The sequence below is a fragment of the Micromonospora sp. WMMD1076 genome (assembly GCF_029581475.1).
GTDB classification, from domain to species: Bacteria; Actinomycetota; Actinomycetes; order Mycobacteriales; family Micromonosporaceae; genus Micromonospora; species Micromonospora aurantiaca.
Map to the genome: position 1 here is coordinate 6,409,941 of NZ_CP120862.1, position 12,681 is coordinate 6,422,621.

Sequence of the window (12,681 nt, forward strand, 5' to 3'; positions counted from 1 at the left end):
GATGTGGATGTTCGGGCGCCCGTGATCGAGGCGAGCAGCGTCCGGCTGGTCTGCGAGATCATCTCGCCGAGCGACGCCGCTACGCGATGATCCGGCCCGAGGGCCTGCTCGCCTGACGGATGTCGGTGCGCTCGCCTAGGGTCGGCGCATGAGCGTGCGTCAGCGAGCGACCCGGCAGGACAGCGCATGAGCGAGCGCGAGCGAGCGAATCATCGGGGCAGCGCGAAGGTGCCTCATGCCGGCACGCAGCGCGGCGGAGTGCCGGCATGAGCGAGTTCGACGCGGCGACAGCCGCCGTCCAGGCCGCTCTCGACGCGGGCGCCCGCTACGCCGACGCCCGGGTCATGCACCGCCGCTACGAGTCGATGTCGGCCCGCAACGGCGACATCGAGGAGCTGAGCCAGCACGAGAGCACCGGGCTGGGCGTACGCGCGCTCGTCGGATCGGGGTGGGGCTTCCACGCCGTACCCGATCTGTCCGACGCCGCCGCCCGCGACGCCGGCCGGCGCGCCGCGGCGATCGCCACCGCGAGCGCGCGGGTGCCCGGCCCGCCGATCGACCTGGTGCCGGCCGAGGCGACGGTGGCGAGCTGGGCCTCGGACTGCGCGGTCGACCCGCTCGGGGTGCCGCTGTCGGACAAGGGCGACCTGCTGGTCCGCGCCACGGCGACGATGCGCGAGCACGGCGCCGACCTGGCCGAGGGGCTCTACCAGGTCTGGGACACCTCGAAGTGGTTCGTCTCCAGCGAGGGCCACCGGATCGACCAGCGCATCCGGGAGTGCGGTGGCGGCATCTCGGCCACCTCGATCGGTGACGGCGAGACCCAGCGGCGGTCCTACCCGAGCTACCGCGGGCAGTACGGCACCACCGGCTGGGAGCTGGTCACCTCGCTCGACCTGGCCGCGCACGCCGCGCGGATCGCCGAGGAGTCCCGCGAGCTGCTCACCGCGCCGCTCTGCCCGGCCGGCGAGACCGATCTAATCCTCGGCGGTGAGCAGCTCGCGTTACAGATCCACGAGTCGGTCGGGCACGCCATCGAGCTGGACCGCATCCTCGGCTGGGAGGCGGCGTTCGCCGGCACGTCCTGGCTCGACCTGGCCCGCCTCGGCTCGCTGCACTACGGCTCCGAGCTGATGAACGTGACCGTCGACCCGACCATCCCTGGCGCGCTCGGCAGCTTCGGCTACGACGACGAGGGCTCCCCGGCGGTCGCCCGGGACGCGGTCCGCGAGGGGCGGTGGGTCGGGGTGCTCGCCGGCCGGGACTCGGCCGCCGTCGCGGGCCTCGACTACGGCGGCAGCGTACGGGCCGACGGCTGGGCCCGGCTGCCGATGGTGCGGATGACGAACGTGGGCCTGGAACCCGGCCCGCACACGCTCGACGAGATCATCGCGGCCACCGACGACGGGGTGCTGATGGACATCAACCGGTCCTGGTCGATCGACGACAAGCGGCTCAACTTCCAGTTCGGCTGCGAGGTCGGCTGGGAGGTGAAGAAGGGCCGCCGGGGGCGGATGCTGCGCAACCCCACCTACACCGGCATCGGGCCGGTCTTCTGGCGCTCGATGGACATGCTCTCCTCGGAGACGGTCGCCTGGGGCACGCCCAACTGCGGGAAGGGGCAGCCCGGCCAGGTCGGGCACACCGGTCACCCGGCCGCGCCGGCCCGGTTCCGCGGCGTCCGCGTGGGGGTGCGGGCATGAGCGAGCGCGGCGTGAGCGCCGAACTGGAGATCGCCGCCGGGGTGGTGGACCTGGTCCGGCACACGGCCGGTCCGGCGGCCGAGGCCGAGGTGCTGGTGACCCGCTCCGACCTGGCGCTGACCCGGTTCGCCAACTCGTTCATCCACCAGAACGTGTCCGAGACCGGTGTCGCCGTACACCTGCGGTTGCACGTGGACGGACGGACCGCGACCGGCAGCGGCAGCCGGGTCGACGCCGGCGGGCTGGCCGCACTGGTCGAGCGGACCCGGGCCGCGGCCCGGCTCGCGCCGCCCGACCCGGCCTGGCCGGGACTCACCGCCCCGACGCCGGTGCCGTCCGGCCCGGCCGTCGACGAGGACACCGCGTTCGCCTCGCCCGACGAGCGGGCCGAGCGGGTACGCGCGTTCGTGGACGCGGTCGAAGGGCTGGAGGCGGCCGGTTACTGCCGCACCTCGTACCGGTCGGGGGCGTTCGCCAACTCGGCCGGGCACACGGCTGTGGGCCGGGCGGCCGAGGCGGCGATGGACGGCATCGCGCGCGCCGGCGACGCCGACGGGGTGGCGCGGCTCTGCGCCGACCGGCTGGCCGATCTCGACGGCGCGGCTCTCGGCGCCCGCGCGGCGGCCAAGGCGCGCGCCGCGGCCGGCCCGGTCGAACTGCCGCCCGGGCACTACGAGGTGGTGCTCGAACCGGCTGCCGTCGCCGACCTGCTGCAGAATTTGGCCTGGTACGGCTTCAACGGCAAGCGGTACGCCGAGCGGCAGTCCTTCGCCGAGCCGGGCACCGCTCAGTTCGACCCCGCGGTGACGGTGGTGGACGACCCGCTGCACGCCGGCACGCTGCCGTTCGACCTGGAGGGCACGCCCCGGCGGGCGTTGCCGCTGGTCGAGGGCGGCACCACAGGCGCGGTGGCGTACGACAGGCGCGGCGGCGCCGAGGCGGGCGCCGGGTCCACCGGGCACGGTATGCCGGGAAGCGCGACGTTCGGGCCGATCCCGCACAACATCCGCCTGCTGGCGGGCGACGCGGTCGTGGCAGGCGCGGCCGTCGCCGCCGGACCGGTGAGCGCGGGCGTGACCGGGGCGGTGGGCGACCCGGACACTGCCGCGCTGGTGGCCGGGATGCGGCGCGGGCTGCTGGTCAGCGACTTCTGGTACACGCGCGTGCTGGACCCGAAGCAGCTCGTGGTCACCGGGTTGACCCGCAACGGGGTGTGGCTGGTCGAGGACGGCGTCCCGACCCGGGCGGTACGCGACTTCCGGTTCACCGAGTCGTACCCCCGGGCGCTGGGGCCGGGCCGGGTGCTCGGCCTGGGCCGGACGGCGGTCCGCCAGCCCGCCCGCGTCGACGGTTCCTGGTACGAGGCACCCGCGCTGCGGCTGTCCTCCTGGCACTTCACCGGCGGCGCGTCCGGGTGACCCGGCGCGCCGCCGGGCGCACCACGCCACCGGTCGGCGCATCGTTCGGCCGGCCCGCCGCATTGATCATGAGCTGACTCTTTCCAAGCTGCGGGACACACGGGACACTGCGTTGCGCGGCCGGGCCGTGAAGATCGGCGTAACGTGTGTCACTTAGCCACACCGGTTCGCCGGTGTGGCCTCGCGCGTGCGCAGGACGTGACAGTGACGTCAGGGAGATGACTCGAATGACAACTACGTCGGCCAGGACGCCGAGACCGCAGCCGCGGGGAGGGCGGGCACGCGCCGCCATCGCGGCGAAGACGTTGCGGACCGACAGATGGTGGATCGCCCCGCTGATCACAGTGGTGGGGCTCAGCGCGTGGGTCATCTACGCGACGGTCCGGGTCTTCATGCACAAGTGGTACTGGGTGGAGCAGTACCACTACCTGACGCCGTTCTACTCCCCCTGCGTCACCGACCGCTGCGTCGAGGGCTCCTCGCACTTCGGCCAGTTCCTGCCCGGCTGGTGGATCATCCCGGACGCGGCGCTCACCCTGCCGTTCCTGCTGCTGTTCCGGTTGACCTGCTACTACTACCGCAAGGCGTACTACCGGTCGTTCTGGCTGTCGCCGCCGGCCTGCGCGGTGCCGGACGGGCACCAGTCGTACAGCGGCGAGACGCGGTTCCCGCTGCTCGGGCAGAACCTGCACCGCTACTTCTTCTACGCCGCCGCGATCATCTCGCTGATCAACACCTGGGACGCGATCCTGGCCTTCCACTCCCCCGAGGGCTTCGGCTTCGGCCTGGGCAACATCGTCCTGGTCGGCAACGTGGTGATGCTGTGGGCGTACACGATCTCCTGCCACTCCTGCCGGCACATCATCGGCGGGCGGCTCAAGCACTTCTCCAAGCACCCGATGCGCTACAAGGCGTGGACCGGGGTGTCCTGGTTGAACGTCCGGCACATGCAGCTCGCCTGGATCACCCTGGGCACCCTGGCGCTCACCGACTTCTACGTGATGGCGGTCGCCGCCGGCTGGATCAACGACCTGCGGTTCATCAACTGAGAGCCTGGACATGACTGAGACGCGAATCGAACGACACCACTACGACGTCGTCGTGATCGGGGCCGGTGGCGCCGGCCTGCGCGCGGCGATCGAGGCCCGGCTGGCCGGCAAGAAGACCGCGATCATCTCGAAGTCGCTGTTCGGTAAGGCGCACACGGTGATGGCCGAGGGCGGCGCCGCCGCCGCGATGGGCAACGTGAACTCGCGCGACAACTGGCAGGTGCACTTCCGGGACACCATGCGCGGCGGCAAGTTCCTCAACAACTTCCGGATGGCGGAGCTGCACGCCAAGGAGGCGCCGCAGCGGATCTGGGAGCTGGAGACGTACGGCGCGCTGTTCGACCGCACCAAGGACGGGAAGATCTCGCAGCGCAACTTCGGCGGCCACGAGTACCCCCGCCTGGCGCACGTCGGCGACCGGACCGGCCTGGAGCTGATCCGTACGCTCCAGCAGAAGATCGTCTCGCTCCAGCAGGAGGACAAGCAGGAGTTCGGCAGCTACGACGCCCGGATCCGGGTCTTCTCCGAGACCACGATCACCGAGCTGCTGCTCGACGGCGACCGCGTCGCCGGGGCGTTCGGCTACTACCGCGAGTCCGGCGAGTTCGTCCTGTTCGAGGCGCCCGCGGTGGTGCTCGCGACAGGCGGCGTCGGACGGTCCTACAAGGTCACCTCGAACTCGTGGGAGTACACCGGCGACGGGCACGCGCTGGCGCTGCGCGCCGGGGCGACGCTGATCAACATGGAGTTCCTCCAGTTCCACCCGACCGGCATGGTCTGGCCGCCCTCGGTGAAGGGCATCCTGGTCACCGAGTCGGTACGCGGCGACGGCGGCGTGCTGAAGAACTCCGAGGGCAAGCGGTTCATGTTCGACTACGTCCCGGACGTGTTCCGCAAGCAGTACGCGGAGACCGAGGAGGAGGCGGACCGCTGGTACACCGACCCGGACAACAACAGGCGTCCGCCGGAGCTGCTGCCCCGCGACGAGGTCGCCCGCGCCATCAACAGCGAGGTCAAGGAGGGCCGGGGTACGCCGGCCGGCGGCGTCTACCTGGACATCGCCTCCCGTAAGTCGGCGGAGGAGATCCGCCGCCGACTCCCGTCGATGTACCACCAGTTCAAGGAACTGGCCGACGTCGACATCACCAAGGAGCCGATGGAGGTCGGCCCGACCTGTCACTACGTGATGGGCGGCGTCGAGGTGGACCCGGACTCCGGCGCGGCGTACGGCACCGTGCGCGGGCTCTACGCCGCCGGTGAGGTGTCCGGCGGCATGCACGGCTCCAACCGGCTCGGCGGCAACTCCCTGTCCGACCTGCTGGTCTTCGGCAAGCGCGCGGGCGGGCACGCCGCCACGTACACCGATCAGCTCACCACCCGCCCGGCGGTGTCGGTGGCGGCGGTGGAGGCCGCCGTGGAGACGGCGCTGGCGCCGTTGCAGCGGGACACCGGCGAGAGCCCGTACCAGCTCCAGCAGGACCTCCAGGTGGTGATGGGGGATCTGGTCGGAATCATCCGGCGCGAGGGCGAGCTGGCCGACGCGCTCGGTCGGCTGGCCGAGCTGCGGGAGCGGGTGGCGAAGGTGAGCGCGGCCGGCGGCCGGCGCTACAACCCGGGCTGGCACCTGGCGCTGGACCTGCGCAACATGCTCGTGGTCTCGGAGTGTACCGCGAAGGCGGCGCTGGAGCGGCAGGAGTCGCGCGGCGGGCACACCCGGGAGGACTACCCGGCGATGGACCCGAAGTGGCGGAGCGTCAACCTGGTCTGCTCGCTGGACGGCGACACGGTCCGGCTGACGCACAAGCCGCTGCCGAAGATGCGGCCGGAGCTGATCGGGCTGTTCGACCGGGCCGAGCTGGCCAAGTACCTGACCGACGAGGAACTCGCCGAGTTCGACGCCCTCACCCAGGAGGCGAACAACTGATGGGAAGTAAGCGCCAGTTCCGCATCTGGCGGGGCGACGAGACCGGCGGCGACCTGAAGGACTACACCGTCGAGGTGAACGAGGGCGAGGTGGTCCTCGACGTGATCCACCGGCTCCAGGCCACCGAGGCGCCGGACCTGGCGTGCCGGTGGAACTGCAAGGCCGGCAAGTGCGGCTCCTGCTCGATGGAGATCAACGGCAAGCCGCGGCTGGGCTGCATGACCCGGATGTCGACGTTCGAGGAGTCCGAGACCGTCACCGTCACCCCGCTGCGCACCTTCCCGGTGATCCGGGACCTGGTCACCGACGTCTCGTTCAACTACGAGAAGGCGCGGGAGACCCCGGCGTTCGCGCCGCCGGCCGACGTGGCGCCCGGCGACTACCGGATGCAGCAGGTCGACGTCGAGCGCTCGCAGGAGTTCCGCAAGTGCATCGAGTGCTTCCTGTGCCAGAACGTCTGCCACGTGATCCGTGACCACGACGAGAACAAGCCGGCGTTCTCCGGCCCCCGGTTCTTCATCCGGGCGGCCGAGCTGGACATGCACCCGCTCGACGCGCGCACCGACCGCCAGGAGTACGCGCAGTCGGACATGGGACTCGGCTTCTGCAACATCACCAAGTGCTGCACCGAGGTCTGCCCCGAGCACATCAAGATCACCGACAACGGGATCATCCCCATGAAGGAACGGGTCGTCGACCGCAGGTACGATCCCCTTGTGTGGCTCGGTGACAAGATCTTCCGGAGGGGTCAGGTGCCTCAGACCAGCGCGACCAGCGGGCATTCGAGCGGTGCCGTCACGTCCGGAGGGGCGCAGGGCGGGGCGCACGCGCACGGCGGCGCTTCGCACGCCGGCGGGGTGCACTCGCACGCGGGCGGCTCGCACGACAGCGCCGCCGAGCGTCAGGCCCAGCAGGGCGTCAACTGGCACCGCGAGGTGCCGCACCCGACCGCCCCGGCGGTGGACGCCAACGGCAGGCTGCCACTGACCGAACTGACGTTCAACAAGGCCGCCGCGCCGTCGCCGTTCGGCGACGACGTGACGTTCCCGCTGCCGCCGGAGCACCTCAACTTCGCTCACCCGCAGCAGGACGAGCCGAAGCACTGAACAGCAGCGCGACGACGACGGGGGCCGGCGGCACTAGCCGCGGGCCCTCGTCCCGTTTCCGGCCGGCTGTCCGGTTGACCGGACGGCCCGGCTCGCGCCGCCGTCGTTCAGGGGGCGTCGAGCAGCGGGCGCAGCACGGCCACGATCGGCACGTCGGCCGGCAGCCAGTCGACGCTGTCCAGCTCGGCGGCGGAGAGCCAGCGCAGCTCCGCGTGCTCCAGGGCCTTGGGCTCGTCGCCGTGCAGCAGGCGGGCGGCGTAGACGCGCAGCACGGACCGGCCGTGCGCCATTCGTACGTCCCGGCCGACACGCGCGCCGACGGCCACCCGTACGCCCAGCTCCTCGGCACACTCCCGGGCCAGCGCGTCGGTCTCGGCCTCGCCCGGCTCGACCTTTCCGCCCGGGAACTCCCAGCGACCCGCAACCTCGGGGGGCGCGGAGCGTTCGCATGCCAGCACCCGGCCACCCTCGATGATCGCCGCCCCGACGACCACCTTCGGCTCCCGCCGGTCGGCCTGCCCGCCTCCGCTAACCCGTTCGGTCCGCACGGGCCACCAGCGTGCCAGATCAATCGGCGGTTTGGGTAGCTGCGTCGGCCGTCAGGTCAGCAGAACACGGAAGTGTGGGCGTGGACACACCATCTGAGCGGCGAGAGACTAGAGGGCGTCGACTGGGACACGGGATGGCGACGATTTGGCCACAAGCCGGCAACGACGCCTGGGAGGTGCGGTGATGCGCGTGCTGTTCAGCGGCCGGGCGAAGCACGACTACCTCAGCGACGCGCTAGCCCTGCTGTCCGGATGGACGCGCGAGGGCGAACAGATCCGCCGCACGATCGTCCTCGACGACACCCAGCACGCCGCCCTCACCGAGCGAGTGGCGGTGGTCGCCGACGCGCTGCGGCTGCGCCCCGAGATCAGCCGCCGGGCCGACCGTACGCAGATCCGGCTCGGGCACGACGACGGCGAGCCGCTCACCGAGGGTGAGGTGCTGCTCGCGGCGCGCATCGAGGACGCGGTCCGCGCGGTCACCGAACCCTGATCGGCTGGCACGCCCCGCCTACCCTCGGGTGCATGTCTGGTCCCACGTACGACCGCAAGGAACAGTTCCAGCAGATCCAGAGCGGGTTGCTGCCCGGTGAGCAGATCATCGCCGTCTACGACGCGGTCGGCACCGGCACCGGCTTCATCGGCCTGACCGACCGGCGGGTGATCATCCAGGACCGCTCCTTCGTCGGCAAGCGGTACGCGATCACCAGTATCCCGTACTCGAAGATCACCAGCGTGAGCGTGGTGAGCAACAAGTCCTGGGGTGGTTCGTTCTTCTCCACCGGGTCAATCGCTGTGCACGTCGGCACGCAGACCTACGAGGTCGAGTTCCGGGGCGCGCAGAAGAGCCACCACGTGCACAACGTGATCCTGCACCACATCTCCTGATCCGCCTGGCACAATCGCCGCCATGCGGGGGCTGAGGGCGCGATGGCGGGCCTGGCGGGGCGACCATCGGCGGGCCGTACGCCTGCTCCGCCGCCTCCTGGTGCTCGCCGCTGCCGCCGTGATGCTGCTCGGCGCCGCCACGGTCGCCAGCGTGACCTGGGTCCGGGACGCCGCCGAGGGCCGCCTGTTCGACGCCGCGGACGCGCCGGAGACGCCGGTGGCCCTCGTGCTGGGCACCAAGGTGGAGCCGGACGGCACACCGGCGCCGTTCCTCGCCGCCCGGCTGGAGATCGCCCGCCAGTTGTACGCCGCCGGCAAGGTCCGGGTGCTGCTGCTCTCCGGGGACCACATGAACTGGGACTACGACGAGCCGGAGGCGATGCGGCGCTGGCTCGTCGCGCGTGGCGTCCCGGCGGAGAAGACGGTGCTGGACCACGCCGGGTTCGACACGTACGACTCGTGCGTCCGCGCGCACCGCGTCTTCGGGGTGCGGCGGGCCACAGTGGTCACCCAGTCGTTCCACCTGCCGCGCGCGGTGGCGCTCTGCCGGGACGCCGGCATCGAGGCCGTCGGCGTCGGCGACGACACCGCCCGCCGGTACGCCGGCCAGTGGCGGATCAGCTCGGTCCGCGAGTACGGCGCCTGCGTGAAGGCCGCCATGGACGTGCTCACCAGACGTGACCCGGTGCACCTCGGCCGCCGGGAGACCGGAGTGGACGACGCGCTGCGGGCCTAATCGGGTTGTCTCCCCGGCGCGGCTGCTGATCTGCTGAACCCCTCGAAGCCGACCGGAGTGAGCACCGCCATGCCGAACGCTGCGAAGCCCAGCCGACCCGTCGTCACCTCATCCGAAACGAGGCTTCGTCTTGTCGTACCCCATTCCGGCGGGGGGGGGGATGTCGAGGCGTCCCCGGAGATGGTGGCGCACCTGCGCGCCAAGCCGGGCGGCGCGGACACGCCCGTCACCGTCGGCGACACCGTCACCTTCGACGCCTCCGGCGTGCGCCGGAAGCCGTTCGTCATGCGGTACGCCTGGCCGGAGCAGATCGACGAGCTGGCGGAGCGGGCCGGGCTGCGGCTCACCGAGCGGTACGCCGACTGGGACCGGACGCCGTTCGAGGCGGACAGCCGCGCGCACATCTCCGTCCACCGGCGGCGGTAGCGCTCGCGCCGAGGGCCGGGCAACCCGTCTCGCCCTCGGCCGACGCCGATTACGCTGACGCCGCCGGGGTCTGCGCGGTCCCGGCAGGAGGAACCGATGACAGTCACAGTCGCCGCCATGGACGACTCGCACGCCGACGCCGTGCTGGAGATCTACCGCCTCGGCATCGCCGAGGGGAACGCCACGTTCGAGACCGAGCCGCCGGACTGGGCGCGCTTCACCGCCACACGGCTGCCCGGCCACCGCTGGGTGGCGCTCGACGGTAACGGCGACGTGCTCGGCTGGGTGGCCTGCTCGGCGGTCTCCGACCGCTGCGTGTACGCGGGCGTCGTGGAGCACTCCGTCTACGTGCACCCGCGGGGGCGCGGGCACGGGATCGGCCGGACACTGCTGGACGCGCTGATCGCCTCCACCGAGGCGGCCGGGATCTGGACCATCCAGTCCGGTGTGTTCCCGGAGAACACCGCGAGTCTCGCGCTGCACGCGACGTGCGGATTCCGCGTCGTCGGCACCCGCGAGCGGTTGGGCCGCCACCACGGCACCTGGCGAGACGTGACCCTGATCGAACGCCGCAGCCCTACCCCTTGATCACCGGGTCGGGCAGGCGCCGACCAGGTGACGGCGCACCAGGGCGTCCCGCTCCAGCGTCATCGGTGCGGACGTCGGCCCGGTCCGCTCCGCGGCGGTGTCGCAGCAGCCGCAGACGAACTCCCGTACCTGGCTGGTGCTCTCGTCGATCCTCGGTTCCACGGCGCGAACCGAAGAACCGGCTGGTTCGGCGCCGTCCGGCAGTGGCTGAGCAGCCAGCACCAGGTCAGCCTGCCGGTGGGACGGCCCGCCGTGGTGGCGGTGGCGGCCGCGGTCGCGGGCATGGCGGCCATCCGCCGGGCCGACGCCTGACCGTTACGCACACAGCGACCGCCGGTCCGCAAGACGCGGGCCGGCGGCCGTCTGTGCAGTGGTTGTCGACCTGCCCTGGTGGAGCATCGCCTCAGCGCCTGGTCTCGTACCTCGTCAGGAGCACACCGCCCGGGAAGGTCCGGGTCTCCACCAGGGCCAGGTTCACCCAGTTGTCCAGGGCCGTGAAGAACGGCTTGCCGCCACCCACCAGAACCGGGTGGGTGACGAGCACGTACTCGTCGATCAGCCCGCCCCGCATGGCCGCAGCGGCGAGTGTGGCGCCGCCGATGTCCATCGGGCCGCCGTCCTCGGCCTTGAGCCTGGTGATCTCGGTGACCGCGTCGCCGGTGACCAGGCGGGTGTTCCAGTCGACCGGCCTGGTCGTCGAGGAGAACACCACCTTCGGCATGTCCCGCCAGCGGCCGGCGTACTCGGCCTGCGCCGGTGTGACGCCCGGCTGCTGATCGGCTGTCGGCCAGTGGGAGCTCATCGCCTCCCACAGTCGCCGCCCGTACAGCGCCGTGCCGGTCGCCCCCACCCGGTCGGACCACCACTGGAACAACTCGTCGTTCGGTGTACTCCAGCCCAGATCGTCACCGGGCGCGGCGACGTAGCCGTCCAGGCTCAGGCTCATGGCGAATGTCAGTTTGCGCATCGTGCCAGCCTCCCGTGGGTCGGTACTCGACGTACAGACCAGCACGGCGCCGGGAAAACATCGGTCAGGCCACACCGAGGGCCGGCCCACGGGTGTTCCCGCGTCATTGATCAGCCACCGGAGTCTCACCATCGTGTCTGCCGTCGACCGGTCCTCCTGGGGAGCGGGCCGTCGCCTGGCCGGCACGTCAAGCGGACCTTGACGGTTCGTACGGACGCTGGCAGGTCGGGCGGTGGTGCTCGGCTCACCCGAACCGAGGCGGGCGGGATGGCCCACCGCAACCACCCACGGACCGCGACGCGCCGACGGAGGACCGGCCATCCTGGAGCCGGAGCGCCCGCCGGAGGCGCCCAGCCGCAACGACACGCGCGGGTGCCAGCCGCGCGGTGCCTGGCGCCGTCGCGATGCATCGCCGGCACTTCTGTGGTGGCCGGGTGATTCCGGTGACGGCCTTCGGGCGGGCAGCAAGGATGGTGCGCCGAGGGGGTGCGACCACAATGTCACTTACGCTGGCTCGGACCGGCTGGGATGTCGGCTTCACCTACTGGACCCCGTACGACGAGCGGATGCCCTGGGGAGCCGATCCCGAGGCGATGACGCGGCTCAGCAGCCAAGCCGCGAAGCATGGGGCAAGAACTCGCGCTCGTCCTCGCCCACTGCGGGAGCGTGAAATCATGCCTGCTCGACACCAGCGTCGAGAGCTTCGACCGTCACTTCGCGGTCAACGCCCGGGCGAGCTGGCTCCTGATTCGCGAGTACGCCCGACGGTTCGAGGGGCACATGGCACGGGACGCATCGTCAGCCTCACCAGTGACGCTACCGTCGGCAACCTTCCCTACGGAGCCAGCAAAGGCGCTCTCGATCGGATCACCCTGGCCGCTGCTCGAGAACTGGGCCACCTCGGCATGACCGCCAACGCCGTCGATCCGGGCCCAACCGACACCGGCTGGATGACCGCAGAGATCCAGCCTCGTCGCGTTCCTGTGCTCGCCCGACGGGGGCTGGATCAACGGCCAGCTGTTACGCAGCGACGGCGGCATCTCCTGACAGACGCTGCGGTCCTGCCGAGCTGCGGTCACCCGATGCCGGACCCGGATGAGCGCACCCGCTGTGCGGTCGACGAGGCGTGTGTGCCCCTGGGCGAGGCATCAAACCGCTGACCTGTGGAAACAGACCGGACTCAGACGTTGAAGCGGAACTTAGACCGGCTCGCGTGTGACCTGCGGGCCTGGCCGGCACGCTGGTCGCGCCCCGTCTTGGGCTGCCGTCGCTACTGGATGGTTGCCGACGTTTGACGGTGTCTTGTGCCCCCCACGTGCCCCGAGCGG

Annotated in this window: 14 protein-coding genes; 11 read left to right on the top strand and 3 right to left on the bottom strand. The window is 71.4% G+C overall.

Annotation, left to right across the window (positions count from 1 at the left end):
* Positions 1–266: 266 nt before the first annotated feature.
* The 5 genes from O7622_RS28995 to O7622_RS29015 all read left to right on the top strand — a co-directional run bounded on the left by O7622_RS28995 (position 267) and on the right by O7622_RS29015 (position 7,200).
* On the top strand, positions 267–1,703 hold the full coding sequence (locus tag O7622_RS28995) for a TldD/PmbA family protein (protein ID WP_282311247.1): 1,437 nt from the start codon (positions 267–269) through the stop codon (positions 1,701–1,703).
* A complete protein-coding gene (locus O7622_RS29000) occupies positions 1,700–3,121 on the top strand; it encodes a metallopeptidase TldD-related protein (protein WP_282311248.1) in 1,422 nt (473 codons plus the stop codon). The genes O7622_RS28995 and O7622_RS29000 overlap by 4 nt, the downstream gene beginning before the upstream one ends.
* A gap of 227 nt (positions 3,122–3,348) precedes the next feature.
* The gene (locus O7622_RS29005) at positions 3,349–4,170 is read left to right on the top strand and encodes a hypothetical protein (RefSeq protein ID WP_282311249.1); all 822 of its coding nucleotides are present in this window, start codon (positions 3,349–3,351) and stop codon (positions 4,168–4,170) included.
* 10 nt (positions 4,171–4,180) lie between these two features.
* Positions 4,181–6,094, top strand: coding sequence for a fumarate reductase/succinate dehydrogenase flavoprotein subunit (locus tag O7622_RS29010; RefSeq protein WP_282311250.1), 1,914 nt, complete (start codon positions 4,181–4,183; stop codon positions 6,092–6,094).
* Entirely contained in the window at positions 6,094–7,200 is a 1,107-nt protein-coding gene (locus O7622_RS29015; protein ID WP_282311251.1) for a succinate dehydrogenase/fumarate reductase iron-sulfur subunit, read from the top strand. Before O7622_RS29010 ends, O7622_RS29015 begins: the two co-directional genes overlap by 1 nt.
* Before the next feature lie 107 nt (positions 7,201–7,307).
* On the opposite strand, the gene O7622_RS29020 is transcribed toward O7622_RS29015, so the two are convergent.
* The gene (locus tag O7622_RS29020) at positions 7,308–7,748 is read right to left on the bottom strand and encodes a (deoxy)nucleoside triphosphate pyrophosphohydrolase (protein ID WP_282311252.1); all 441 of its coding nucleotides are present in this window, start codon (positions 7,746–7,748) and stop codon (positions 7,308–7,310) included.
* A 184-nt stretch (positions 7,749–7,932) separates the two neighbouring features.
* On the opposite strand from O7622_RS29020, the gene O7622_RS29025 reads away from it, so the two are divergent.
* The 5 genes from O7622_RS29025 to O7622_RS29045 all read left to right on the top strand — a co-directional run bounded on the left by O7622_RS29025 (position 7,933) and on the right by O7622_RS29045 (position 10,386).
* Positions 7,933–8,241: a 4a-hydroxytetrahydrobiopterin dehydratase gene (locus O7622_RS29025; protein WP_013288453.1), complete on the top strand. Its 309-nt coding sequence runs from the start codon at positions 7,933–7,935 to the stop codon at positions 8,239–8,241.
* A gap of 32 nt (positions 8,242–8,273) precedes the next feature.
* The gene (locus O7622_RS29030; RefSeq protein WP_282311253.1) at positions 8,274–8,636 is read left to right on the top strand and encodes a PH domain-containing protein; all 363 of its coding nucleotides are present in this window, start codon (positions 8,274–8,276) and stop codon (positions 8,634–8,636) included.
* Positions 8,637–8,658: 22 nt separating this feature from the next.
* Positions 8,659–9,372 (top strand): ElyC/SanA/YdcF family protein, encoded by a 714-nt coding sequence (locus tag O7622_RS29035; RefSeq protein WP_282311254.1) that lies wholly within the window; start codon positions 8,659–8,661, stop codon positions 9,370–9,372.
* Between the two features lie 180 nt (positions 9,373–9,552).
* A complete protein-coding gene (locus O7622_RS29040) occupies positions 9,553–9,798 on the top strand; it encodes a hypothetical protein (RefSeq protein WP_282311255.1) in 246 nt (81 codons plus the stop codon).
* Positions 9,799–9,894: 96 nt separating this feature from the next.
* Positions 9,895–10,386: a GNAT family N-acetyltransferase gene (locus O7622_RS29045; RefSeq protein ID WP_282311256.1), complete on the top strand. Its 492-nt coding sequence runs from the start codon at positions 9,895–9,897 to the stop codon at positions 10,384–10,386.
* Here O7622_RS29045 and O7622_RS29050 read toward each other — a convergent pair whose 3' ends face one another.
* Together O7622_RS29050 and O7622_RS29055 are read right to left on the bottom strand one after the other, a co-directional pair.
* On the bottom strand, positions 10,387–10,548 hold the full coding sequence (locus tag O7622_RS29050) for a hypothetical protein (RefSeq protein WP_282311257.1): 162 nt from the start codon (positions 10,546–10,548) through the stop codon (positions 10,387–10,389).
* Positions 10,549–10,789: 241 nt separating this feature from the next.
* The gene (locus O7622_RS29055) at positions 10,790–11,353 is read right to left on the bottom strand and encodes a dihydrofolate reductase family protein (RefSeq protein WP_282311258.1); all 564 of its coding nucleotides are present in this window, start codon (positions 11,351–11,353) and stop codon (positions 10,790–10,792) included.
* A gap of 674 nt (positions 11,354–12,027) precedes the next feature.
* On the opposite strand from O7622_RS29055, the gene O7622_RS29060 reads away from it, so the two are divergent.
* Complete coding sequence (locus tag O7622_RS29060; RefSeq protein WP_282314262.1) at positions 12,028–12,513, top strand: SDR family oxidoreductase; 486 nt, start codon at positions 12,028–12,030, stop codon at positions 12,511–12,513.
* Positions 12,514–12,681: the final 168 nt, after the last annotated feature.